Raw genomic sequence first — 23162 nt, 5'->3', positions numbered from 1 at the left:
CCTCCTGCTCATCGTGCTCGCGGCGATCGTGGCCGTGGCGGCCGTCTCCGTGATCGTGCTGATGGCGTCGGGAGGCGACGACGACTCGCCGGACAAGGAGCCCGCCGGGAGCAGCCCGGGCACCGGCGGCCGGCCCGACCCGTCCCTGGGCATCCCCTCCGAGCTGCCCGGCGGTCCGGAGAGCCTGCTGCCGTCCGGTTTCCCCACCGAGCTGCCGTCGGGCTTCCCGAGTGAACTGCCCAGTGGTCTGCCGACCGATCTGCCGAGCGGACTCGAATCGCTCCTTCCGTCCCTGGACGAGGCCGGGTTGCGCTGACCCGGGCCAGGCGCGTACGCGGTGTCTCCCGGGGAGGCCGTTTCAGGGCGTTCTCCCGGCGTGGAGCTCCGCCCTCGCCGAAGCCAGGGCCGTCGCCGGGTCCTGGGCGGCGCCTCCCGCCGGGACCCAACGGCCGCGCTCCTTGCGGTACGGCCACCAGCGGCCGTCGCGTCCCAGTCGCAGCTGGACCGGCGCGCCGACGACGGTCCAGCGGTTGGCGCGTACCCGGAACACCGGCCGTTCGTCCTCGTCGCCCTCGGCCCAGGCCGCCCCGAGGGCCGCACGCGCGCGTGCGAGCGCTTCGGCGTCCACCGTCCACTCCTCGTCGAGCACGGCCAGCGCCGCCGCACCACCCTGGCGCCAGGCCCGTACGGCCACGGCCAGCCCTTCCCGGCCACGCCCCGAACCGGTGGCGAGTCGGTCCGCCGCGGCGCGCGCCGGGTCACCGGCGGCCAGCCGCACCGCGTCCTGAGCCACCGTCGGGTCCGGCTCCACCGGCTGCCGTTCATGCCCGTCCCGGATCGCCTCCGCGAGCAGGTGACGGGCCTGCGCGGAGGTCCGCGCGGCGAGGAACTCCAGGGCGGACGGGTCGATCCCGGCGGGAGGCGGCCCGTCCGTGTCCAGTGACGGCGGCACCCCCGGTGCCGCGGGGAGCGGGGGAGCGTCGGGCAGCCCCGGCCGGATGCCGCCCACCGCGAACGCCTCGGCCGCGTCCACGCCCTCCGGCCGGGACTGCTTTCCCGCGCGTGCCCCGGCACGCGACTGGAGCGCGTCCAGCAGGGCCCTTTCACCGCGTCCCCGCACCAGGAACAGGACGAACGGATCCTGGTCCAGCAGCAGGGCCACCTGGTAGCAGAGTGCCGCCGTGTGACCGCAGTGGTCCCAGGCCCCGCAGCCGCACTCCGGCTCCAGATCGCCCAGGCCCGGCAGCAGTTCGACCCCGGCCAGCTCCGCGTCCTCCACCAGATGCGGCGGCATCTCCCGGTCGAGCAGCGCCGCCACATGTCCGGCCCGTTCGACGGCCATGCCCAGAAAACGGCCCCACTGCTCGTCGGACAGCTCCTGGAGCAGGACGTCCGCCCGGAGCGCCGTGCGGTCGCGGTCCTGTACGACGGCCGTGATGCGTCCCGGACGCACGGACACCGCGCCGACCGCTCCCGCGCGGGCGAGCCTGCGACCCGCCTTGAGCTGCTGGACGTCCAGGGCCGTGCCCTCCAGCGCCGTCAGCCAGGCCCGACCCCACCAGGTCTGCGCGAAACCACGCCCCCGCGCGGGAGGCAGCACGGCGAACGTCCGCTCCGTCCCGGCGGCTTCACTGCCGGCCCTGTCGCCGTCGGCCGCGTGACCGTCGGCATCGTGACCGTCGGCGTCGCGGCCGTCGGTCTCCGCACCGTCGTACCGGTTCATCGTGCTCCCCCTCGCAGTTCCACCAGATCCGCCAGTTCGGCGTCCGTCAGCTCGGTGAGCGCCGCCTCCCCGGAGCCGAGCACCGCGTCCGCCAGTTCGCGCTTGCGGACCAGCAGTTCGGCGATGCGGTCCTCGATCGTGCCCTCGGCGATCAGCCGGTGCACCTGTACCGGCCGGGTCTGGCCGATGCGGTACGCGCGGTCCGTCGCCTGCGCCTCGACGGCGGGGTTCCACCAGCGGTCGTAGTGCACGACGTGCTCGGCACGGGTGAGGTTCAGCCCCGTGCCCGCCGCCTTCAACGACAGCAGGAAGACCGGGACCTCGCCGTCCTGGAAACGCCGCACCATCGCCTCGCGCCCGGCCACCGGCGTGCCGCCGTGCAGGAACTGCGACGGCACGCCCCGTGCGGCGAGGTGGCGCTCCAGGAGACGGGCCATCCGCACGTACTGCGTGAAGACCAGCACCCCGGCCTCCTCGGCGAGCACCGTGTCGAGGAGCTCGTCCAGCAACTCCAGCTTCCCGGACCGCCCCGCGAGCACCGGACGGTCCTCCTTGAGGAACTGCGCCGGGTGGTTGCAGATCTGCTTGAGCCCGGTCAGCAGCTTCACGATCATTCCCCGTCGCGCCATGCCGTCGGTGCCGTCGGTGCCGGAGATCTCGGCGAGGGCCTCCCGCACCACGGCCTCGTACAGCCCCGCCTGCTCCTGGGTGAGCGACACCGGGTGATCCGTCTCCGTCTTCGGCGGCAGCTCGGGCGCGATCCCCGGGTCCGACTTGCGGCGGCGCAGCAGGAACGGCCTTACCAGCCGGGCCAGTCGTTCCGCCGCGGCCGGGTCCTGCCCGCCCTCCACGGCGTCCGCGTACCGCCTGCGGAAGGTGCCGAGCCGGCCGAGCAGACCGGGCGTCGTCCAGTCCAGGACGGCCCACAGTTCCGAGAGGTTGTTCTCCACGGGTGTGCCGGTGAGCGCCACGCGCGCGCGTGCGCCGATGGAGCGCAGCTGCCGGGCCGTCGCCGCGTACGGGTTCTTCACGTGCTGGGCCTCGTCGGCGACGACCATTCCCCAGGACACCTCGGCGAGCCGGAGAGCATCCAGGCGCACGGTGCCGTACGTGGTGAGGACGAACTCGCCCTCGGCCAGGTCGTCCAGCGAGCGCCGCGCACCGTGGAAGCGGCGTACCGGCGTACCGGGCGCGAACCGTTCGATCTCCCGCTGCCAGTTGCCCATCAGGGAGGTCGGGCACACCACGAGGGTGGGCCCGGCGGACGCGGGGTCGGACTGCCGGTGCAGATGCAGGGCGATCAGGGTGATGGTCTTGCCGAGGCCCATGTCGTCGGCGAGGCAGCAGCCCAGGCCCACGGACGTCATGTGGGCCAGCCAGTTCAGCCCGCGCCGCTGGTAGTCCCGCAGTGTGGCGGCGAGGGCCGTCGGCTGTGCGACGGGCTCCTGTGCCTCGGGGTCGGCGAGCCGGTCCCGCAGGGCCGCCAGCCAGCCGGTGGGCCGCACCTCGATCCGGTGGCCGTCCACCTCCACCGAGCCGGTCAGGGCGGCCCCGAGCGCGTCGACGGGATTCACCTCGTGGTCCTGGTGCGCGCGGGCGCGAAGCACCTCCTGCGGGTCGAGCAGCACCCACTGGTCGCGCAGCCGCACGACAGGACGCTTGGTCTCCGCGAGCCGGTCCAGCTCCGCGCGGGTGATGTGCCGGCCGCCCAGGGCGAACGACCAGTCGAAGGCGAGCAGTGCGTCGGCCGACAGGAAGGACGGTCCCTGAGAGGCGCCCTCGACGCCGGGTCGCCCGGGGCCCCGCTCGTCGTCAGCGGGACCGATCTCCGCGCGGGTGGTCAGTTCGCGGGTCAGCTCCCTCGGCCAGTGCACGTCGACGCCCGCGCCGGCCAGCGCCCTGGTGCCCTCTCCGAGGAGCTCGATGACCTCCTCGTCGGCGAGTTCGACCGCGTTCGGCACGGTCGCCGACAGCAGGGGGGTGAGCGGGGCCCAGGCGCGGGCGGCGCGGCGGAGCGCGAGCAGCGTGTCCATCCGGGCGCGCGGTCCGAAACCGCCGTCCGAGCCGTTCGCGCCGTCAGTGCCGTCCGCGCCGTCTGTGGGTCCGGCCCACACGTCGGTGGCGTCCGCGACGAGCGCGGGATCGCTCACACTGTGGACCTGGAGCACTGCTCGGAACGTGGCGTTCGCGCCGTCGCCGTCCATGGTGTCGCCGTCCATGGCGGCGTCGTCCCGGGTGGCCGAGGGCGCCGTCAGGTCTGTGAGCTCCGTGAGCTCCGTGAGCTCCGTGAGGCCGTGCACCTCGACGCGCAGCGACAGACGTACGCCGGCGTCGTGGCCCGCGGCGACGTCGGCGGCCCAGTCGCGCAGTCCGGGCAGGTGCTGTCGCTGCGGTACCGCGTAGGCGGGGGTGCCGGTGACGAGGGGGGCGGCGGGGGAGCGGGGCAAGGTGTCGGCGACCGCGTCGAGGAAGGCGCGCAGCAGCCGTTCGGGCTCGGGCAGGCGCAGCGGCCCCGGGCCGTCCACCGGCAGGGCGTGCGCCTCGGGCGGCATCGCGGCGGCCAGCCGGCGCACCGCCTCGGTGTCCTCCGCGTCCAGCGGCCCCGTGCGCCAGGCGTCGTGGCCGGCCGGGGACAGCCCCGGCAGCAGCAGACCGCGCGCCACCAGACCCAGGGCGTGCACGGCGGCAGCGCCCCAGAACACGGCGGCGGGATGCCCTTCGTCGCGTGTCCGTGCCCGGGTGAGGACGGGCAGCGCGGCGCGCACCGGCAGCAGCGCCGCCGGGACGCTCACCGTCTCCACCCCGGTCTCGCCGGGAACGACGACGGTCAGTTCCTCGACCGACGCCGCGTCCACGTCGGGGGGAGCCGCCCCGTCGGGCCGCCAGAAGGCGACCCGGCCGGTGCGGGCCGGGTCACCGGGTACGAATACGGTTGAACAGTGGGCCAGTTCGGCGTACTGAGCGGGAGCGTGCGGCGGGGGAGGCGTCTGCACGACGATGACGGACTTCCTTGCTTCAGCGATTCATCAAACTTGACTAGTGGCGTCGGAGTCGCCGAGAGTACAGCACGGCCGGGGGCGACCGGGTATGCCTGGACGGTGAACCGGGTCACCATGGATGCGCGGTCGCGCTCCGTCCCGGAGCATCGGATCGTCGACTCATCGGAGGGTCGACTCATCGGAGGGTCGACTCATCGACGAGCCGACGGCGGCCCTCAGGGAAGCCTAGGGGGCGAACCTCAGGGACGTCTCAGGGTCGCGGTCGGAACCGCCGAAGGCGCGAGCCCGTTTTTACGACAGAGAGCGGCAACGGCCGCGAAGGAGGCGACACTCATGTCGAAGAACGCCAAGATCGCCGCGGGAGGTGTGGCGGCCGGGCTCATCCTGCTCATCTGGCTGCCCTGGTGGGCGGCGCTCCTGATAGTCCTGGGAGTTCCGGCCGCCGCGTACCTCGCCCTGGACCCTTCACAGCGGAGCCGGCTGCGCCGTGTCTCGCGCAAGGAGCTGGGGCGCTGAGACCGGTGGGGCGCGTCCGGCGGGTCGGTGCCGGGCCGGGGCCATGGCCCCGGCCCGGATCCTGGGCCGACCCCGCCTCGGGGCGCTGCCCGCGCGGTTCAGAGCGGCCGTACGGCGATCTTGTCGAGGCCCTCCAGGAGGCCCGGCAGTTCCGGCCCCCTGCCCACCGGGAGGACCTCGCCGGGTTCGTCGTCGAGCAGGACGAACGCGATGTCGTCGGTCCTGGCCACGAGCGACCAGCCGGACCCGTCGGCACGCAGTGTGCGCGCCCCGCCCGGGGCGAAGGACGAGCGGACCCGGCCGAGGGGCGGCGGCGAGGCGAGGTAGGAGCGCGCCTCCGCCAGAGCGCGCCGGATGCCGCTGTGGCCCGGCCGGCCGTCCGGCACATCGGACCCGGCGCCGCCCTTGGGCAGGTCATCCCCGGCGGGGCCGTCCCCGTCGGCCTCTCCGGCGCCGTCGGGGGTTTCTGCGGAGCCGCCCGCAGCCGGAAAGGACGTGTCGTCGACCTGCTCCCGCCAGACCGCCCACTGGAGCGCGATCTCGTCGGCGCCCAGGCGCCGCTGCGCCGGTCCCCAGGCCTCGGAATCGGGAGGCGTCAGCGCGGGCCCGTCAGTCGTGTCCGGGTCCGGATCGTGCGGCGCGGGTACGTTCGGCGCCGCGACGGCGACCGCGAGGGGCCAGCCCGGCAGTGCGGCGACGACCGTGCGCTCGTCCGGCGACAGATCGTGCTCCATGCCGCAGTCCCAGGAAGCGATCGCGACGGCGACCAGCGACACGTCGTCGACGACGACGGTCCACCGGGCGCCCTCGCCGTCCTGCCCGAGCACAAGCCCGTACCCGTCGGCGAGCGGGGCGAGGCTGAGCACCGCGCACGCCTCCGGATAGTCGTCGCCCAGCACGCTCGGGAACTTCGCCGGCGTCAGCAACGCCGCCGTGAGCACATAGAGCGCGTCGTCCGCGGTGGTGGCTTCCTCGTCCGTCCCGGCCATTCCGGCCTCCCCGTCGTCTCGTTCACCGGCGCGCACCCTAATCCGACCCCGAGCCCCTTGTCACGACCTCGAAGCCCCGCCCGGAGCGGCGGCTTTCCGCCAGGACGGGGCGAATCGGCCACCCGCTGCCGCGCGGGCGTGCCCTCGGACGTCCTGTCGGGCCACCGTGACCTTCACCAGCCGTACAACACCCGCCACGCACAGTAGGATTGGAGTCAGGCAGCAGAAGGGGGCGGCACGGTGAAGCGCTTCGAGCGACTGGAACGCATCCGGCGGATGGACCCGCACCGGGACGCCACGGAGATCTACCGCCTCAGCGTGGCGTACGAATTCCCCTGGGACTTCACCCGGTCACTCGAACTCGCCCTGTACCGCACATACGCCGTTCCCCGCATCGGCCGTCTGCTCGCCGAGACCGCGGAGCTCACGGACCGCACCCAGAAGCGCTACGACGACACATCGCTCCTCCTGGACGCCGTCGTCGAGCACGGATTCGGCAGCGACCGGGGCCGGACCGCGATCCGCCGCATCAACGGTATGCACCGCGGTTACGACATCCCCAACGACGACATGCGATACGTCCTCTGCACGTTCGTCGTGATGCCCAAGCGGTGGATCGACGCCTACGGGTGGCGCAGGATGTCGCGGCACGAGACCGTCGCCAGTGCCGTCCACTACCGGACACTCGGGCGGCACATGGGCATCCAGGGCATCCCCGGCTCCTATGAGGAGTTCGAGAACTGCCTCGACTCCTACGAGCAGGCCCACTTCGGCTGGGACGAGGGCGCGCGCCGGGTCTCGGACGCCACACTCGGTCTCATGACCTCCTGGTACCCGCGCCCGCTCGCCCCGCTGCTGCGCACCGCCACACTCGCCCTGCTCGACGACCCCCTCCTGCGGGCCTTCCGGTACACCCCGCCGAGCGCCGCCACACGCGCGTGCGTACGCCGCGCGGTGCGGCTGCGCGGCCGCGCGGTCCGGCTGCTGCCGCCCCGGCGCGCCCCGCACTTCGCCCGGCAGAACTGGGAGATCAAGAGCTATCCGAACGGCTACCGGCTGGAGGACCTGGGCACCCACCCGGTGCCGGGCCTCGGCGGCTGCCCGGTGCGGCACCCGGACGCCACGCCCGCCGACTGAGCGCCGGGGCGGCCGGAGAGGTCAGTCCTCCCGGACGGCCAGCGCCAGGAACCGCGCGTCCTCGTCGGCGTACGACGTCATGCGCCAGCCCGAACCGGCCAGCAGCGGACGGAGGTTGTGCTCCGCACGGAGATCGTCCGGTGTGAGCGAGCGGCCCTGGCGCGCGGCGAGCGCGGCCCTGCCGATCGGGTGGAACAACGCGAGCACCCCACCGGGACGCACCACCCGCGCCAACTCACGGAGATTTTCGGCCGGGTGGGGCAGGTGCGCGATGAGGCCCGCCGCGAACACGGCGTCGAGCGACCCCGAGCGCAGGGGAAGCGCGGCGGCGTCGGTGAGCAGCAGCGTGCCGTCGTCGTCCCGTCCGGCGGCCGCGGCCTCCCGCAGCATGGCCGGCGTCAGATCAGCCCCGAGGACCGTTCCCGAGGGGCCCACCGCGGCACGCAGCGGCGGCAGGGCCCGTCCTGTGCCACAGCCCGCGTCGAGCACCCGGTCGCCCTCGCGCAGCCCGAGGTCGGCGACCGCGGCCGCGTAGGCCGGACCGTCGTCGGGGAAGCGGCGGTCCCAGCCGGCTGCCCGCGCGCTGAAGAACTCCTGGACGTGTGTGTGGTCGTCGCTCATGTCCCGCATGATCCCCCACCGGACGGCCCGGACCGCACCGTCCGGCGGTGGAGAGCTTGCCGGTGCGGGTTCTGCGCGAGACGAACTCGGGCCACTCTTCGTCGGTCAACTTCTGTCCCATGGCTCCTAACCTCCTTGTCCGGCGCCCGGTCGTGGGGAAGGCTGGCCAAGGGGATCTCCCCGTCAGGGGATGCACCGCACGGGGGAAGCAAACGGAAAGGCTCACGGACAGGACCACGGGAACCATCACGGGGAAGAGCAAGGGGGAGATTCACGAAATGACGCAAAATCAGGGACTCGACTGGCTGCTGGACGACCTGACCCAGCGTGTCGAGCAGGTGCGGCACGCCCTGGTCCTGTCCAACGACGGACTGGTGACCGGGACGAGCACGGGACTGCGCCGCGAGGACGCGGAGTACTTGGCGGCCGTGTCGTCCGGACTGCACAGCCTCGCCAAGGGATCCGGACAGCACTTCGGTGCGGGCGGAATGCGCCAGACGATGATCGAGTTCGACGACGCCATGCTCTTCGTCACCGCGGCGGGCGCGGGCAGCTGCCTGTGCGTGCTCAGTGGGGCCGAGGCCGATGTCGGGCGGGTCGCCTACGAGATGACCCTGCTGGTCAACCGGGTCGGAGAACATCTGGACGTGGACGCCCGCCGACCGGGCTCCAACGGTCTCACAGGGAACTGACCCGCACGTTCGTCGACCCCCGCGGAGTTGTCCACAGGGCTGTCGCAGAGAGTGACGGAGTGGATACGGTTTTCTCCGGGTCGGCGCACGCCGCGCCGACCGTGCACATCCTGCGGGGGAGACGAGCATGTCCGCGAACACCGCCATCCACACCATCACCACGACCGTGCCCGCCACGCCCGGCCCGCCCGCCGGGCCGGGCGCCGGCGGGAACCGCGCGACAGGAACCGGCGACCGGCCCGCCGGCCTACAACGCCCGGAACAGCCCCTCCTGGACGACGGACACCAGCATCCGCCCCGCACGGTCGTAGATCCGCCCGCGGGCCAGCCCCCGCCCGCCCGTGGCGATCGGTGACTCCTGGTCGTACAGGAACCACTCGTCCGCACGGAACGGGCGGTGGAACCACATGGCGTGGTCCAGCGACGCCATGTCGAAGCCCCGCGGACCCCACAGCGGCTCCACCGGGATCCGGACGGCGTCCAGCAAGGTCATGTCGCTGGCGTAGGTCAGGGCGCACGTGTGCACCAGCGGATCGTCACCGAGCGGGCCGACCGCGCGCATCCACACCGCACTGCGCGGCTCGGCGCCCTTGACGTCGTCCCGGTTCCAGCGCAGCCGGTCCACGTAGCGGATGTCGAAGGGCTGACGGCGGGCCATCAGCTCCAACTGCTCCGGCAGCGTGCCCAGGTGCTCGCGGATCTCGTCCGTGACCGTCGGCAGCGACTCGGGGTCCGGCACCGCGCGGGCCGGCGGCAACTGGTGCTCGAAACTCCCCTGTTCAGGTCTGTGGAAGGAAGCGGTGAGATTGAAGATCGTGCGCCCCTGCTGCACGGCGGTGACCCGGCGGGTCGTGAACGACCGTCCGTCCCGCACCCGTTCCACCTCGTACACGATCGGCACCCCGGGGCGCCCCGGGCGCAGGAAGTACGCGTGCAGCGAGTGCACGGGGCGGTCGCCCTCGGTGGTGCGGCCCGCGGAGACCAGGGCCTGGCCGGCCACCTGGCCGCCGAAGACCCGCTGCAGCGACTCCTGCGGACTGCGGCCCCGGAAGATGTTGACCTCGATCTGCTCCAGGTCGAGCAGGGCGACGAGGCTCTCGGTCGGATTCGTCATGGGAGGAACGCTCCTGTGCTCACAGCTGGCCGACATCGGTGACCCGGACGACCGCGCGGCCCTCCGCGTCGGAGGCGGTGAGGTCGACCTGCGCGCTGATGCCCCAGTCGTGGTCGCCGTTCGGATCGTCGAAGATCTGCCGGACCCGCCACAGCCCGTCGGCCGGCTCCTCCTCGATCAGCAGCAGCTTGGGACCGCGGGCGTCGGGGCCGGTGCCGAGTTCCTCGTACTCGTCCCAGTACGCGTCCATCGCCTCGCCCCAGGCGTCCGCGTCCCAGCCGGCCTCGGCGTCCAGCTCGCCCAGCGCGTCCACCTGGTCCAGAGCGGCGAGCTCGACCCGGCGGAACATGGCGTTGCGGACCAGGACGCGGAAGGCACGCGCGTTGGCGGTGACCGGCTTGACCTGGTCGGCCTTCTCCTGGGCCTCCTCGGCGGTCATCTCCGCGGGGTTGGCCAGCTGCTCCCACTCGTCCAGCAGACTGGAGTCGACCTGACGCACCATCTCGCCCAGCCAGGCGATCAGGTCCTGGAGGTCCTCGGACTTCAGGTCGTCCGGGACCGTGTGCTCCAGGGCCTTGTAGGCGCTGGCCAGGTACCGCAGCACGATGCCCTCGGTACGGGCCAGCTCGTAGTGGGACACCAACTCCGTGAAGGACATCGCCCGTTCGTACATGTCCCGTACCACGGACTTCGGCGACAGCGGATGGTCGCCGACCCAGGGATGGCTCTTGCGGTAGGTGTTGTACGCGTGGAAGAGCAGCTCCTCCAACGGCTTCGGGTACGTGATGTCCTGGAGGCGCTCCATGCGTTCCTCGTACTCGACGCCGTCCGCCTTCATCGCGGCGACGGCCTCGCCGCGTGCCTTGTTCTGCTGGGCGGCGAGGATCTGGCGCGGGTCGTCCAGCGTGGACTCCACCACGGACACCATGTCGAGCGCGTACGAAGGAGAGTCGGGATCCAGCAGCTCGAACGCGGCCAGCGCGAAGGTGGACAGCGGCTGGTTCAGCGCGAAGTCCTGCTGGAGATCCACGGTCAGCCGGACGATCCGGCCCTCGGCGTCCGGCGCGTCCAGCTTCTCGACGATGCCGCCGTCCAGCAGCGAGCGGTAGATGGCGATCGCCCGCCGGATGTGCCGCAGCTGCTGCCTGCGCGGCTCGTGGTTGTCCTCGAGGAGGTGCCGCATCGCCGCGAAGGCGTTGCCGGGCCGGGCGATCACCGACAGCAGCATCGTGTGCGTCACCCGGAAACGGGAGGTCAGCGGCTCGGGATCGGAGCCGATGAGCTTCTCGAAGCTCTGCTCCGACCAGGCGACGAACCCCTCGGGCGCCTTCTTGCGGACGACCTTGCGACGCTTCTTCGGGTCGTCGCCCGCCTTGGCCAGCGCCTTCTCGTTCTCGACGACATGCTCGGGGGCCTGGGCGACGACGAACCCCTCGGTGTCGAAGCCGGCCCGTCCGGCGCGGCCCGCGATCTGATGGAACTCACGGGCCCGCAGCGTGCGCACGCGGTTCCCGTCGTACTTGGTCAGGGCGGTGAACAGCACCGTGCGGATCGGGACGTTGACGCCCACGCCCAGCGTGTCCGTACCGCAGATGACCTTCAGCAGACCGGCCTGCGCGAGCTTCTCCACCAGCCGCCGGTACTTGGGCAGCATGCCGGCGTGGTGCACACCGATGCCGTGCCGGACGTAGCGGGAGAGGTTGCGGCCGAACTTGGTGGTGAAGCGGAAGTTGCCGATCAGCTCGGCGATCCGGTCCTTCTCCTCGCGCGTGCACATGTTGATGCTCATCAGCGCCTGGGCCCGTTCCACCGCCTGCGCCTGCGTGAAGTGCACGATGTAGACCGGAGCCTGCCGGGCCGCCAGCAGATCCGTGAGCGTCTCGGTGAGCGGCGTGTAGCGGTATTCGTAGGACAGCGGTACCGGGCGGGTCGCCGAGCGGACCACCGAGGTGGGGCGGCCGGTGCGGCGGGCGAGGTCCTTCTCGAAGAAGGAGACGTCACCGAGCGTCGCCGACATCAGGACGAACTGCGCCTGCGGCAGTTCCAGCAGCGGGATCTGCCAGGCCCAGCCGCGGTCCGGCTCCGCGTAGAAGTGGAACTCGTCCATGACGACCTGGCCGACGTCGGCGTGCCTGCCGTCGCGCAGTGCGATCGACGCCAGTACCTCGGCGGTGCAGCAGATGACCGGGGCGTCGGCGTTGACGGACGCGTCGCCGGTCAGCATACCGACGTTCTCCGTGCCGAAGATCTTGCACAGCTCGAAGAACTTCTCCGACACCAGGGCTTTGATGGGGGCCGTGTAGAAGGTGACCTCGTCCCGCGCCAGCGCGGCGAAGTGGGCGGCCGCCGCGATCATGCTCTTGCCCGAGCCGGTGGGCGTCGAGACGATCACATTCGCCCCGGAGACCACCTCGATCAGCGCCTCCTCCTGGTGGGGGTAGAGCGTGAGACCGCGTTCCTCGGCCCACGACTCGAAGGCTTCGTACAGGGCGTCGGGGTCGGCGGTCGGTGGCAGCTGATCGATGAGGGTCACGCCCCCCATCTTGCCTGCCGTCGGGCCCCGCGTGGGAATCGGATTCGGGAACGAAGATCGCGAAGGCTACGCTGTGGCGCCGAGGAGCGTCAGCGCACCTGGTCAACCGGACAGCTGTACATGAGCGATGGGGCGGGCAACGGGGATGATGGGACCAGCACACTCACTGTCGGGCGCCGCGGCCTGGCTCGGTGTCGGAGCGGCGACGGCCGCCGCAGGAAAACCGATGCCCTGGCCGGTGCTCCTGGTCGGCGCTCTCATCTGTGCCGGTGCGGCCCTCGCCCCGGACCTGGACCACAAGGCGGCGACGATATCCCGCGCCTTCGGGCCCGTCTCCCGGCGACTGTGCGAGATCGTCGACAAGCTGTCGTACGCCGTCTACAAGGCCACCAAGAAGCCGGGCGACCCGCGCCGTTCCGGCGGCCACCGCACCCTCACCCACACCTGGCTGTGGGCGGTCCTGATCGGTGGGGGCACCTCCGTCCTGGCGATCACCGGCGGCCGGTGGGCGGTGCTGGCCATCCTCTTCGTCCACATGGTGCTGGCCATCGAGGGCCTGCTGTGGCGGGCGACCCGGGGCGCCAGCAGCGATGTGCTGGTGTGGCTGCTCGCCGCGACCAGCGCGTGGATCCTCGCGGGCATTCTGGACCAGCCGGGCAACGGCGCCGCCTGGCTGTTCACCGCACCGGGCCAGGAGTACCTGTGGCTGGGGCTGCCGATCGTCCTGGGCGCGCTGGTCCACGACATCGGGGACGCACTGACCGTCTCCGGCTGTCCGATCCTGTGGCCCATACCGGTGGGCCGCAAGCGCTGGTACCCCGTGGGCCCGCCGAAGGCGATGCGGTTCAGGGCGGGCAGCTGGGTGGAGATCAAGGTGCTGATGCCGGCGTTCATGCTGCTCGGCGGAGTGGGCGGCGCGGTGGCGCTCAACGTGATCTGAGGCGGTGGTCCCCGGCCCTTCCGGGGGCCTCACCCGGAGCCCTCACCGCCGTACCGGCGCTCGAAGCGGGCGACGCGCCCTTCCGTGTCCACGGTGCGTGCCTTGCCCGTGTAGAAGGGGTGGCTCTCCGAGGAGATCTCCACCTCCACCACCGGGTAGGTCTCGCCGTCGTCCCATTCGATGGTCTGCTCGCTGGTCGCGGTGGACCGGGTGAGGAAGGCGTAACCGGCGGACCGGTCACGGAAGACGACGGGGTGGTAGTCGGGGTGCTTGTCCTGCTGCATGAAAGCTCCTCGTGCGACTCGTACGACGTGCTCCGCCCGGGGGGACGGTGGCAGGAGGGAACGGCGGCGTCACCCGGGCAGGGTGTCCTCGTCGACGACATGCATGGCGGCCTCCTCGGCCGAGGCCGCCGCCCCGTCGATACCGACGTCCGTGGCCACCAGGGCGGTCTCCTCGTCCTCGTGCGCCCCCTCGTCGGGAGCGACGAGCCGGCCGGAGCGCGCGGCACCGACCTCGTTGTCCAGGAGCTCGCCGTCGGTGCCCTCGCTGTCGCCGAGACCGTCGCCGTCGAAAGCCGCGGGTTCGGGCAGCTCCTCGGCGAGCCGCTGGTCCAGTGTCTCGCCCGCGTGGCCCTCCGCCGCCGTCACACCGCGGTGCTCCACGCCCCACGGCCGTTCGGGAGGGGACCAGCCCCGGTCGAGGGGGTCGCCCACACCGTCGTCCATGAGGGTGTCCTCGGCATCGAGCAGTCCGGCGTCGTCCTGAACCTCGGACTCGTCGGGCTGGTAGACATCGTCTCCCCAACCGCCGGCACTGTTCACGGGTACCTCCAGGGGTGGCGACGGGCCCGTTCCCGCCGTGGCCCGCTGCGGGCCACATCTGCACGGAGCACTGGCCTCACCCGCACCCCGGTCCTCCGGAGCCCCCGGATGTTCCCCGAGCCGGTGCCTGACTCCAGCCTTCCACCCAGGTTCGACTCCGCGCAACGGCACAGCGTCCCCCTGGGCGGGCCGCCGTGGCCTCACCCGTGCCAGGAACGCCACAGCGCCGCGTACGCGCCGTCCGCGGCGACCAGCTCGTCGTGGCTGCCCAGCTCGCTGATGCGGCCGTTCTCGACGACGGCGATGACATCCGCGTCATGGGCGGTGTGCAGGCGGTGGGCGATGGCGACGACGGTGCGACCGTCGAGGACGCGGGCCAGGGAGCGTTCCAGATGCCGCGCCGCGCGGGGGTCGAGCAGCGAGGTCGCCTCGTCCAGGACCAGCGTGTGCGGGTCGGCCAGCACCAGGCGGGCCAGCGCGATCTGCTGGGCCTGGGCCGGGGTGAGCGCGAGCCCTCCCGAACCGACCTCACTGTCGAGACCGTCGTCGAGCGCACGTGCCCAGCCGTCCGCGTCGACCGCGCCGAGCGCCGCCCACAGCTGGGCGTCCTCGGCGTCCGTCCGGGCGAGCCGCAGGTTGTCGCGCAGGGAGCCCACGAAGACGTGGTGCTCCTGGTTGACGAGAGCCACATGGCCACGGACCCGTTCCGCGGTCATCCGGGACAGCTCGGCGCGGCCCAGGGTCACCGTGCCGTTCCGGGGCGCGTAGATCCCGGCGAGCAGCCGGCCCAGCGTGGACTTGCCCGCGCCGGACGGGCCGACCAGCGCCAGCCGAGTGCCGGGGGCGACCTCGAGCGACACCTCGCGCAGCACGTCGACGCCCTCGCGGTAGCCGAAGCACACCTGCTCCGCGCGCACATGGCGTCCGTCGGGGGCCAGGGCGGTGTCACCGGCGTCGGGCTCGATCTCCCGGACCCCGACCAGCCGGGCCAGCGACACCTGGGCCACCTGCAACTCGTCGTACCAGCGCAGGATCAGCCCGACCGGGGTGACGAGCATCTGGGCGAGCAGCGTCCCGGCCGTCAGCTGGCCGACCCCGATCCAGCCCTGCAGGACGAACACACCACCGATCATCAGCACCGAGCCGATCACGGTCACGTGAGTGATGTTGACGACCGGGAAGAGCACCGACCGGAGCCAGAGCGTGTAACGCTCCCAGGCCGTCCACTCCCGCACCCGCTGGTCCGACAGTGCCACTCGGCGCTCGCCGAGACGGTGGGCCTCCACCGTCCGCCCCGCGTCCACGGTCTCCGCGAGCGCCGCGGCCACGGCGGCGTACCCGGCGGCCTCCGAGCGGTACGCCGCCGGCGCCCGCCGGAAGTACCAGCGGCAGCCCGCCACCAGCAGCGGAACGGCCACCAGCACGGCCGGCGCCAGTTCGGGCGCCGTGACGACCAGCCCGCCCAGCAGCAGTGCCACCCACACCACACCGATGACCAGTTGGGGCACGGCCTCGCGCATCGCGTTGCCGAGCCGGTCGATGTCGGTCGTGATCCGGGACAGCAGATCACCGGTCCCGGCGCGTTCCAGCACTCCCGGCGGCAGCCCGACCGACCGCACCAGGAAGTCCTCGCGCAGATCGGCCAGCATCCGCTCCCCGAGTACGGCCCCCCGCAGGTGGACCTGCCGGACGAACACCGCCTGGACGACCAGTGCGAGCACGAACAGCCCGGCGGTGAGCCCCAGATGGAGCTCCCGCGTCCGGTCCGACACCCGCTCCACCAGACCGCCCAGCAGATACGGGCCGACCATCGAGGAGACGACCGCGACGGTGTTCACCGTGATCAGCAGTGCGAAGGCCCGGCGGTGCCTGCGGAGCAGTTCGGCCACGTAGGCGCGTACGGTGGCGGGGGCACCCACGGGCAGGGTGCCGGCCGTGGTGGGGGCCGCCGGGTCGTAGGCCGGTGGCGCCACGCCGATCATGCCGTCTCCTCGATCTCTTCGAGTTCTTCCAGGCCGCCCAGACCGTTCAGGTCGTTCAGGCTTTTCAGGTCTTCGACGTCCTTCAGGTCGTCGTGGTCTTCCCGTGCCACCACGGCCCGGTACCGGGGCTCGGTACGCACCAGCTCGCGGTGGCCGCCCACCGCCACGACCGCCCCGTCGTGCAGGAGGACCACCTGGTCCGCCCGGTCGAGCAGCAGCGGAGAGGAGGCGAACACCACGGTGGTGCGGCCCGCCCGCAGTTCGCACAGGCCCTGGGCGACACGGGCCTCGGTGTGCGAGTCGACGGCGGAGGTCGGCTCGTCCAGTACGAGTACCTCCGGGTCGGTGACCAGCGACCGGGCCAGTGAGAGCCGCTGGCGCTGACCGCCGGAGAGAGACCGTCCGCGTTCGGTGATCAGCGTGTCCATCGGGTCCGAAGCGCCCGGCGAACCCTGCACCAGTGCCGCCAGCACGTCCCCGCACTGCGCGGCCTCCAGGGCCTCGCGCGCTCCGACGGCACCGGACGCGGGTACGTCGAGCAGTTCGCGCAGTGTGCCGGACAGCAGCACCGGGTCCTTGTCCTGCACGAGGACGGCGCCGCGGGCGACGTCCAGCGGCAGTCCGTCGAGCGGCACCCCGCCGAGCAGCACCGAACCCTCCCGTGCGGCGGACGCCGCGTGCCCGCCGAGTCGTTCGGCCAGCCGCCCCGCCGCGTCCGGGTCCCCGCACACCACGGCGGTGAGCCGGCCCGCCGGGGCGAGCAGACCGGTCACCGGGTCGTACAGGTCACCGGTGGGTGTGACGGCAGGCGGTGCGCCCGAGGTGCCCGTGGCCCGCTCCAGTGACAGCACACGCGCCGCGCGAGTGGCCGAGGGCCGTGAGAAGGAGTACGCCATGGCGATCTCCTCGAAGTGCCGCAGCGGATAGGAGAGCAGCATGACCGAGCTGTAGACGGTGACCAGTTCCCCCACCGAGATGCGCCCCTCACGGGCCAGGTGGACGCCGTAGCAGACCACGGTGATCAGCAGGATTCCTTGCAGCAGCACCTGGACCGCCGCGATGAGGGACCACATCCGGGCACTGTGCACGGCCGCGCGGCGGACGTCCTGGGACGCGCGCCGGTAGCGGTCGAGGAACAGTTCCTCACCGCCGATGCCGCGCAGCACACGCAACCCGGCGACGGTGTCCGAGGCGAGTTCCGTGGCCCGGCCGGCCTTCTCCCGCTGGACGTCGGCCCTCCGGGTGGCGTGCGGCAGCAGGGGCAGTACCGCGAGCGCCAGCAGGGGCACCCCCACGGCGACGACCACGCCGAGCGCGGGCTGGAGGACGAGCAGGCCGACGCAGACCGCCACGGTGGTGACCACCGCCGCGGTGAACCGCGACAGGGCCTCCACGAACCAGCCGATCTTCTCGACGTCACCGGTGGACACCGCCATGACCTCGCCGGCCGCGACACGCCGGGTCAGTACGGATCCCAGGGCCGCGGTCCTGCGGGCGAGCAACTGCTGGACGCGGGCGGCCGCGGTGATCCAGTTGGTGATGGCGGCCCGGTGCAGGAAGGTGTCGCCGACGGCGTTTCCCGCGCACACCAGTGCCATGAGCCCGCCGGCCAGTGCCAGTCGGGCGCCGGAGCGGTCGACGGCGGCCTGGACGCCGATGCCCACACAGAACGGCAGCGAGGCGATGGCAGCGAAGTGCAGCAGTCCCCAGGCCAGGGACCTGAGCTGGCCGGAGAGCTGGTTCCGGAAGAGCCACCACAGGAATCGGGGGCCCGAGCGGGCATCGGGCACGCCCGGGTCGGGATACGGAAGGTCTTGGATCTGCATGACGTCCCAGTGACTCGCAAAGGCGGGGCCGTGCGTCGTCCGCGGACGACTGCGGCAGCAAACCGTGACAGGTTGACCCCGCTGCGTGTGGGAAGGCAAACGGTTTTCCACGAGACCGCACGGAACAGGCTGCTCGCGTCGCAGGGGCACGGCGCGACGGGTCGGACGAGTGCCGTGCGACCCGTCGGACGGTCACGGCGCGAGGCTCCGGACGATCGCGGCGCGCTGCCTCAGCAGGAGGCGCGCTGCCTCAGCAGGACGTGTCGCCCTGCTGCGGTGCGGCCGCCGTTCCGTCGATCAAGGTGTCCAGCAACCCGCCGAGGGCCTCACGCTGTTGGTCCGTCAGCGGAGCCAGGATCTCCTCGGCGGCGGCCCGGCGCGCGGCGTGCAGCTCCCGCAGGGCGGTGTGCCCGTCGTCGGTGAGCTCGATCCGGATCACCCGCCGATTGGCCGGATCGGGCACCCGCCGTACCTTGCCGTTCGCCTCCAGTCCGTCGACCAGCGTCGTCACCGCTCGGGGCACCACCTCCAGCCGCTCGGCCAGATCGGCCATGCGCGGGGGCGAGGCGTAGTGGGCGAGGGTGCGCAGCAACCGGGACTGGGCCGGGGTGATGCCCAGTTCGCGCCGCACCAGATGACGCTTCTGGATGCGGTGCACCCGGCGGGTCAGCCGAAGCAGCTGCTCGGCCAGCAGGCCGTCGGGGTCGGGGGTGGTCATGCGCGGAACAATATCAGGATGCCGTTCATTGTGAGTATAGGTAACAATGAGCTAGGCTCCGCTGATCCCGGCGTGCCCGGCACCAGGCGGCCGTTCCCGGCCCCTGTTGCTCCCTGTTCCCTGCTGCCAGTTCCCGAAGGAGACCATGCATCCCGACCGCGAACCCGTCTGGAGCGCACCCGCGGGCGCCGGGGAACAGCCCCGGCAGGTGCGCCGCATCCTGAAGTTGTTCCGTCCCTACCGGGGCCGTCTCGCGATCGTCGGCCTGCTCGTCGGGGCGGCGTCCCTCGTCTCGGTCGCCACCCCGTTCCTGCTGAAGGCGATCCTCGACGTCGCGATCCCCGAGGGCCGGACCGGGCTGCTCAGCCTGCTCGCTCTCGGCATGATCCTCAGCGCCGTCCTCACCAGCGTCTTCGGAGTGCTCCAGACGCTGATCTCCACGACCGTCGGTCAACGTGTCATGCACGATCTGCGCACCGCGGTCTACGACCGGCTCCAGCGCATGTCGCTCGCCTTCTTCACGCGCACCCGCACCGGCGAGGTCCAGTCCCGCATCGCCAACGACATCGGCGGTATGCAGGCCACCGTGACCTCGACGGCGACCTCGCTGGTCTCCAACCTCACCAGCGTCGTCGCCACCGTCGTCGCGATGCTCGCCCTCGACTGGCGGCTGACCGTCGTCTCGCTGGTCCTGCTGCCGGTGTTCGTGTGGATCAGCCGCCGTGTCGGCAACGAACGCAAGAAGATCACCACCCAGCGCCAGAAGCAGATGGCCTCGATGGCCGCCACGGTCACCGAGTCGCTGTCGGTCAGCGGCATCCTGCTCGGCCGCACCATGGGCCGCTCCGACTCTCTGACCAGCGCCTTCGCCGACGAGTCCGAACGCCTGGTGGACCTGGAGGTGCGGTCGAACATGGCCGGCCGCTGGCGCATGGCCGTCATCACGATCGTCATGGCCGCCATGCCCGCCGTCATCTACTGGACCGCGGGCATCGTCCTGCGGACGGGCGGGCCCGGCATCTCCATCGGGACGGTCGTCGCCTTCGTCTCGCTTCAACAGGGCCTGTTCCGGCCGGCGGTGAGCCTGCTGTCGACCGGTGTCCAGGTCCAGGCGTCGCTCGCGCTGTTCCAGCGCATCTTCGAGTACCTCGACCTGCCGGTCGACATCACCGAACGCGCGGAGCCGGTCCGTCTCGCCCGGGTCGGCGGCGAGGTCCGGTTCGAGAACGTCACCTTCGGCTACGACGGCAAGGGCGGTCCCGTCCTCGACGGCATCGACATCACGGTCCCCGCCGGCACCAGCCTCGCCGTGGTCGGTTCGACCGGCGCCGGCAAGTCCACGCTCGGCCACCTCGTGCCCCGGCTGTACGACGTCACCTCCGGCCGGGTCGCCCTCGACGGGGTGGATGTGCGCGACCTCGACTTCGACACCTTGGCGCGCGCGGTCGGCGTCGTCTCCCAGGAGACGTATCTCTTCCACGCCTCCGTCGCCGACAACCTGCGCTTCGCCAAGCCCGAGGCCACTGACGAGGAACTCCACGCGGCGGCCCGCGCGGCGCAGATCCACGACCACATCGCCGCCCTGCCCGACGGGTACGACACGGTCGTGGGAGAGCGCGGCCACCGTTTCTCCGGTGGCGAGAAGCAGCGTCTGGCGCTCGCCCGGACCATCCTGCGCGACCCGCCGGTCCTCGTCCTCGACGAGGCGACCAGCGCGCTCGACACCCGTACCGAGGCCGCCGTCCAGCAGGCCATCGACGCGCTGTCGGCCAACCGCACCACGCTCACCATCGCCCACCGGCTGTCCACCGTCCGCGGCGCCGACCAGATCGTGGTGCTCGACGCGGGCCGGGTGGTCGAACGCGGCACGCACGAGGAACTGCTGGAGCTGGACGGGCGTTACGCGGGTCTTGTCCGCAGGGACGCCCAACTGGAGCCGACAAGATGAAAATATGCCGGGTTTGTGACGATGTGGGCGTTACCGTGCCCGCATGCAGAAGAACACTCCGTCACGGAACACGATCCGACTGACGCGCCGGGGCCGACTCGCCCTCGTCGCGACCGGGGCCGTCGTGGCCGGCACCGCCGTGGCGGTGCCCCTGCTGACCCTGGGCGACGACGGCGATCCCCGCCCCACCACCCTGGTGATCCCGAAGGGCCACCGGGCGAGCCAGGTGTACGCGGCTGTCGACAAGGCCCTCCGACTGCCCGCGGGGAGTGCGAAGAAGTCCCTCGCGAAGGCAGCCCTCAAACTGCCGAGCGATGCCGAGGGGAACCCGGAGGGCTATCTCTTCCCGGCGGCCTATCCGCTGAAGGAGGGGACGACACCGGAACAACTGCTGTCGCTGATGGTCGACACCGCCAACAAGAAGTTCAACGGCGCCCCGATCGCCGCCGGTGCGCAGCGCAACGCGATGAACGTCTACCAGGCCGTCACCATCGCGAGCATCGTCCAGGCGGAGGCGTCCACCAAGGCCGACATGGGCAAGGTGGCCCGGGTGATCTTCAACCGGCTGGAGCGTGGGATGCCGCTGCAGATGGACTCGACGGTCAACTACGCCCTGGGCCGTTCGGCACCGCGTACCACCGAGGCGGACACCAAGGCCGACAGCCCCTACAACTCGTATACGCGTATGGGACTGCCGCCCACCCCGATCGGCAACCCCGGCGAGGAGGCGATGCGGGCGGCGATCACCCCGACGCCGGGCGACTGGCTGTACTTCGTCACGGTCACACCGGGCGACACCCGCTTCACCGCCGACTACAAGCAACACCAGGGCGATGTCGCCGAGTTCAACGCGCGGCAGAAGAAGGAGAAGGCGAAGGAGGCGGGGGACGGGGAGGTGAAGGCGGACGAGCGGCCCGAGAAGTGAGCCTACCGGCACCGTCACCGGCCCCACCGTCCGGGAGCGGCGTCAGGCCGCGACGCGTTCCTCCGCCAGCAGGCGCCCGATGTCCCGTACGGCCGCCCGCCCGGCGCGGTTGGCCCCGACGGTACTGGCCGAGGGGCCGTAGCCGACGAGGTGGACGCGGGGATCGGCGACCGCCCGGGTGCCCTCGACGCGGATGCCGCCGCCCGGCTCCCGCAGTCGCAGCGGAGCGAGGTGGTCGATGGCGGGACGGAACCCGGTGGCCCACAGGATGACGTCGGCCGCCACTCGCCGCCTCTCCGTCCACTCCACTCCCTCCGGCGTGATCCGGTCGAACATCGGCTGCCGGTCCAGGACGCCGTCGGCGAGACCCCGGCGGATCGCGTCGTTCAGCGGCAGTCCCGTCACCGAGACGACGCTGCGCGGCGGCAGCCCCTGCCGCACCCGCTCCTCGACCAGTGCCACGGCCGCCCGTCCCGCCTCCTCGTCGAAGGGGCCCTCGTGGAAGACCGGGGGCCGCCGGGTCACCCAGGTGGTGGCCGCCGCGTGGGGGGCGATCTCCAGCAGGTGCTGGGTGGCCGAGGCGCCTCCCCCCACCACGACCACCCGCTGACCGGCGAACGCCTCGGGGCCCGGGTACTGAGCGGTGTGCAACTGCCGTCCCAGGAAGGTCTCCTGGCCTTCGTAGCGCGGCCAGAACGGCCGGTTCCAGGTGCCGGTGGCGTTGATCAGCGTCCGTGTCGACCAGGCGCCCGCCGAGGTCTCCACGAGCAGCCGCCCGCCGGTCCCCTCCCGCACCGCCCGGACCTGCACCGGTCGCCGTACCCGCAGGTCGAACGTCCGCTCGTAGCGGTCGAAGTACTCCGTGATGACCTCGGAGGACGGACGGGCCGGATCGGCGTCCGTGAGTTCCATGCCGGGCAGCGAGTGCATCCCGTGCACCTTGCCGTACGTGAGTGAGGGCCAGCGGTACCGCCAGGCGCCGCCGGGGCCGGGGTTGTGGTCGAGCACCACGAAGTCGCGGTCCGGCTCGAACCCGGTGCGCCGCAGGTGATAGGCGCTGGACAGTCCCGCCTGCCCGGCGCCTATGACGACTGCCTGGACCTCGGCCACCTCGACCTCGCTCATGTAGTTCATATTTCTACTAACGCCGCTAGGGGGACACATCTTCCCGCGAGCCGTTGCCGCCACTCGGAGGCCTCCTTCTTCGAAGACCCCCGGGCCATGGGCCAGGATGGAAACCATGTCAGATGCCTTCACCACCCGGATCCTGAACGTCGCCACCGGCTCCGCGGAGCGGGTCGCCGACATCACCGGCGACTGCGAGTCCTTCCTGCGGGAGGTGGCGGCCGGCCGCGACGGACTGCTCAACCTCTTCGTGCCGCACGCCACCGCCGGCATCGCCCTCATCGAGACCGGCGCCGGCAGCGACGACGACCTCCTGGCCGCCCTGCACACCCTGCTGCCGGCCGACGACCGCTGGCAGCACCGCCACGGCAGCCCCGGCCACGGCCGCGACCACGTCCTGCCCGCCCTCGTCCCGCCGCACGCCACCCTGCCCGTGCTGGGCGGTCGGCTGGAGCTGGGCACCTGGCAGTCCGTGTGCCTGGTCGACACCAACCGCGACAACCCCGACCGCCGAATCCGGCTGAGTTTCCTCGGCGGCCGGTAGGCGCCG

The 23162-nt window shown here is 72.1% G+C and carries 20 protein-coding genes; 8 read left to right on the top strand and 12 right to left on the bottom strand.

Going from position 1 to position 23162, the window contains the following annotated elements; genetic code table 11:
* Positions 1 to 13 precede the first annotated feature (13 nt).
* Complete coding sequence (locus DIZ27_RS25100) at positions 14 to 316, top strand: hypothetical protein (protein ID WP_258308534.1); 303 nt, start codon at positions 14 to 16, stop codon at positions 314 to 316.
* Positions 317 to 358: 42 nt separating this feature from the next.
* Here DIZ27_RS25100 and DIZ27_RS25095 read toward each other — a convergent pair whose 3' ends face one another.
* The gene (locus DIZ27_RS25095; protein ID WP_258308533.1) at positions 359 to 1723 is read right to left on the bottom strand and encodes an SWF or SNF family helicase; all 1365 of its coding nucleotides are present in this window, start codon (positions 1721 to 1723) and stop codon (positions 359 to 361) included.
* Positions 1720 to 4716: a DEAD/DEAH box helicase gene (locus DIZ27_RS25090; protein ID WP_258308532.1), complete on the bottom strand. Its 2997-nt coding sequence runs from the start codon at positions 4714 to 4716 to the stop codon at positions 1720 to 1722. Before DIZ27_RS25090 ends, DIZ27_RS25095 begins: the two co-directional genes overlap by 4 nt.
* A gap of 339 nt (positions 4717 to 5055) precedes the next feature.
* On the opposite strand from DIZ27_RS25090, the gene DIZ27_RS25085 reads away from it, so the two are divergent.
* Positions 5056 to 5238 carry a hypothetical protein gene (locus DIZ27_RS25085; RefSeq protein ID WP_109380710.1) on the top strand — a complete coding sequence of 61 codons (183 nt, stop codon included), beginning with the start codon at positions 5056 to 5058 and terminating at the stop codon, positions 5236 to 5238.
* A 98-nt stretch (positions 5239 to 5336) separates the two neighbouring features.
* On the opposite strand, the gene DIZ27_RS25080 is transcribed toward DIZ27_RS25085, so the two are convergent.
* Complete coding sequence (locus DIZ27_RS25080) at positions 5337 to 6227, bottom strand: hypothetical protein (protein ID WP_109380709.1); 891 nt, start codon at positions 6225 to 6227, stop codon at positions 5337 to 5339.
* Between the two features lie 240 nt (positions 6228 to 6467).
* Between DIZ27_RS25080 and DIZ27_RS25075 the strand changes: the two genes are divergently transcribed.
* Positions 6468 to 7364, top strand: coding sequence for an oxygenase MpaB family protein (locus tag DIZ27_RS25075; RefSeq protein ID WP_181383680.1), 897 nt, complete (start codon positions 6468 to 6470; stop codon positions 7362 to 7364).
* A gap of 21 nt (positions 7365 to 7385) precedes the next feature.
* On the opposite strand, the gene DIZ27_RS25070 is transcribed toward DIZ27_RS25075, so the two are convergent.
* Entirely contained in the window at positions 7386 to 7985 is a 600-nt protein-coding gene (locus DIZ27_RS25070) for a class I SAM-dependent methyltransferase (protein ID WP_109380708.1), read from the bottom strand.
* Positions 7986 to 8263: 278 nt separating this feature from the next.
* Here DIZ27_RS25070 and DIZ27_RS25060 point away from each other — a divergent pair, with 278 nt between their 5' ends.
* On the top strand, positions 8264 to 8677 hold the full coding sequence (locus tag DIZ27_RS25060; RefSeq protein WP_109380707.1) for a roadblock/LC7 domain-containing protein: 414 nt from the start codon (positions 8264 to 8266) through the stop codon (positions 8675 to 8677).
* A 247-nt stretch (positions 8678 to 8924) separates the two neighbouring features.
* Here the strand turns inward: DIZ27_RS25060 and DIZ27_RS25055 are convergent, their stop codons facing one another.
* Entirely contained in the window at positions 8925 to 9791 is an 867-nt protein-coding gene (locus tag DIZ27_RS25055) for an acyl-CoA thioesterase II (protein WP_109380706.1), read from the bottom strand.
* Between the two features lie 19 nt (positions 9792 to 9810).
* Entirely contained in the window at positions 9811 to 12333 is a 2523-nt protein-coding gene (locus DIZ27_RS25050; RefSeq protein ID WP_109380705.1) for an RNA helicase, read from the bottom strand.
* A 136-nt stretch (positions 12334 to 12469) separates the two neighbouring features.
* On the opposite strand from DIZ27_RS25050, the gene DIZ27_RS25045 reads away from it, so the two are divergent.
* Entirely contained in the window at positions 12470 to 13264 is a 795-nt protein-coding gene (locus DIZ27_RS25045) for a metal-dependent hydrolase (protein ID WP_109380704.1), read from the top strand.
* 29 nt (positions 13265 to 13293) lie between these two features.
* Here DIZ27_RS25045 and DIZ27_RS25040 read toward each other — a convergent pair whose 3' ends face one another.
* The 5 genes from DIZ27_RS25040 to DIZ27_RS25020 form a co-directional block, all read right to left on the bottom strand.
* The gene (locus tag DIZ27_RS25040) at positions 13294 to 13548 is read right to left on the bottom strand and encodes a type B 50S ribosomal protein L31 (RefSeq protein WP_109380703.1); all 255 of its coding nucleotides are present in this window, start codon (positions 13546 to 13548) and stop codon (positions 13294 to 13296) included.
* 69 nt (positions 13549 to 13617) lie between these two features.
* Positions 13618 to 14088, bottom strand: a complete 471-nt coding sequence (locus DIZ27_RS25035) for a DUF5709 domain-containing protein (RefSeq protein WP_109380702.1) — start codon at positions 14086 to 14088, stop codon at positions 13618 to 13620.
* A gap of 200 nt (positions 14089 to 14288) precedes the next feature.
* Complete coding sequence (locus tag DIZ27_RS25030) at positions 14289 to 16070, bottom strand: ABC transporter ATP-binding protein (protein WP_109380701.1); 1782 nt, start codon at positions 16068 to 16070, stop codon at positions 14289 to 14291.
* Positions 16067 to 17896 (bottom strand): ABC transporter ATP-binding protein, encoded by a 1830-nt coding sequence (locus tag DIZ27_RS25025; RefSeq protein ID WP_109380700.1) that lies wholly within the window; start codon positions 17894 to 17896, stop codon positions 16067 to 16069. The genes DIZ27_RS25030 and DIZ27_RS25025 overlap by 4 nt, the downstream gene beginning before the upstream one ends.
* A 250-nt stretch (positions 17897 to 18146) precedes the next feature.
* Complete coding sequence (locus DIZ27_RS25020) at positions 18147 to 18614, bottom strand: MarR family winged helix-turn-helix transcriptional regulator (protein ID WP_109380699.1); 468 nt, start codon at positions 18612 to 18614, stop codon at positions 18147 to 18149.
* Positions 18615 to 18759: 145 nt separating this feature from the next.
* On the opposite strand from DIZ27_RS25020, the gene DIZ27_RS25015 reads away from it, so the two are divergent.
* Positions 18760 to 20562 (top strand): ABC transporter ATP-binding protein, encoded by a 1803-nt coding sequence (locus DIZ27_RS25015; protein ID WP_109380698.1) that lies wholly within the window; start codon positions 18760 to 18762, stop codon positions 20560 to 20562.
* Positions 20563 to 20605: 43 nt separating this feature from the next.
* Positions 20606 to 21487 carry an endolytic transglycosylase MltG gene (gene mltG, locus DIZ27_RS25010; RefSeq protein WP_109380697.1) on the top strand — a complete coding sequence of 294 codons (882 nt, stop codon included), beginning with the start codon at positions 20606 to 20608 and terminating at the stop codon, positions 21485 to 21487.
* Positions 21488 to 21529: 42 nt separating this feature from the next.
* Here the strand turns inward: mltG and DIZ27_RS25005 are convergent, their stop codons facing one another.
* Entirely contained in the window at positions 21530 to 22621 is a 1092-nt protein-coding gene (locus DIZ27_RS25005) for an NAD(P)-binding domain-containing protein (RefSeq protein ID WP_181383679.1), read from the bottom strand.
* A gap of 106 nt (positions 22622 to 22727) precedes the next feature.
* On the opposite strand from DIZ27_RS25005, the gene DIZ27_RS25000 reads away from it, so the two are divergent.
* Positions 22728 to 23156, top strand: coding sequence for a YjbQ family protein (locus DIZ27_RS25000; RefSeq protein WP_109380696.1), 429 nt, complete (start codon positions 22728 to 22730; stop codon positions 23154 to 23156).
* The last annotated feature ends 6 nt before the right edge of the window (positions 23157 to 23162 follow it).

The sequence above is a fragment of the Streptomyces sp. NWU339 genome, assembly GCF_003143855.1.
GTDB lineage: Bacteria > Actinomycetota > Actinomycetes > Streptomycetales > Streptomycetaceae > Streptomyces.
The sequence above is the reverse complement of the archived record's forward strand: the minus strand, read 5'-3'. Positions and strand labels throughout refer to the sequence as shown.

What these genes read in the sequence shown, in the direction of transcription:
- DIZ27_RS25020 (WP_109380699.1), bottom strand. Translation starts at nt 18,614, where the DNA reads ATGACCACCCCCGACCCCGACGGCCTGCTGGCCGAGCAGCTGCTTCGG.
- DIZ27_RS25045 (WP_109380704.1), top strand. Translation starts at nt 12,470, where the DNA reads ATGATGGGACCAGCACACTCACTGTCGGGCGCCGCGGCCTGGCTCGGT.
- DIZ27_RS25025 (WP_109380700.1), bottom strand. Translation starts at nt 17,896, where the DNA reads ATGCAGATCCAAGACCTTCCGTATCCCGACCCGGGCGTGCCCGATGCC.
- DIZ27_RS25015 (WP_109380698.1), top strand. Translation starts at nt 18,760, where the DNA reads ATGCATCCCGACCGCGAACCCGTCTGGAGCGCACCCGCGGGCGCCGGG.
- mltG (WP_109380697.1), top strand. Translation starts at nt 20,606, where the DNA reads ATGCAGAAGAACACTCCGTCACGGAACACGATCCGACTGACGCGCCGG.
- DIZ27_RS25095 (WP_258308533.1), bottom strand. Translation starts at nt 1,723, where the DNA reads ATGAACCGGTACGACGGTGCGGAGACCGACGGCCGCGACGCCGACGGT.
- DIZ27_RS25080 (WP_109380709.1), bottom strand. Translation starts at nt 6,227, where the DNA reads ATGGCCGGGACGGACGAGGAAGCCACCACCGCGGACGACGCGCTCTAT.
- DIZ27_RS25040 (WP_109380703.1), bottom strand. Translation starts at nt 13,548, where the DNA reads ATGCAGCAGGACAAGCACCCCGACTACCACCCCGTCGTCTTCCGTGAC.
- DIZ27_RS25060 (WP_109380707.1), top strand. Translation starts at nt 8,264, where the DNA reads ATGACGCAAAATCAGGGACTCGACTGGCTGCTGGACGACCTGACCCAG.
- DIZ27_RS25085 (WP_109380710.1), top strand. Translation starts at nt 5,056, where the DNA reads ATGTCGAAGAACGCCAAGATCGCCGCGGGAGGTGTGGCGGCCGGGCTC.
- DIZ27_RS25055 (WP_109380706.1), bottom strand. Translation starts at nt 9,791, where the DNA reads ATGACGAATCCGACCGAGAGCCTCGTCGCCCTGCTCGACCTGGAGCAG.
- DIZ27_RS25005 (WP_181383679.1), bottom strand. Translation starts at nt 22,621, where the DNA reads ATGAACTACATGAGCGAGGTCGAGGTGGCCGAGGTCCAGGCAGTCGTC.
- DIZ27_RS25050 (WP_109380705.1), bottom strand. Translation starts at nt 12,333, where the DNA reads ATGGGGGGCGTGACCCTCATCGATCAGCTGCCACCGACCGCCGACCCC.
- DIZ27_RS25030 (WP_109380701.1), bottom strand. Translation starts at nt 16,070, where the DNA reads ATGATCGGCGTGGCGCCACCGGCCTACGACCCGGCGGCCCCCACCACG.
- DIZ27_RS25070 (WP_109380708.1), bottom strand. Translation starts at nt 7,985, where the DNA reads ATGAGCGACGACCACACACACGTCCAGGAGTTCTTCAGCGCGCGGGCA.
- DIZ27_RS25000 (WP_109380696.1), top strand. Translation starts at nt 22,728, where the DNA reads ATGTCAGATGCCTTCACCACCCGGATCCTGAACGTCGCCACCGGCTCC.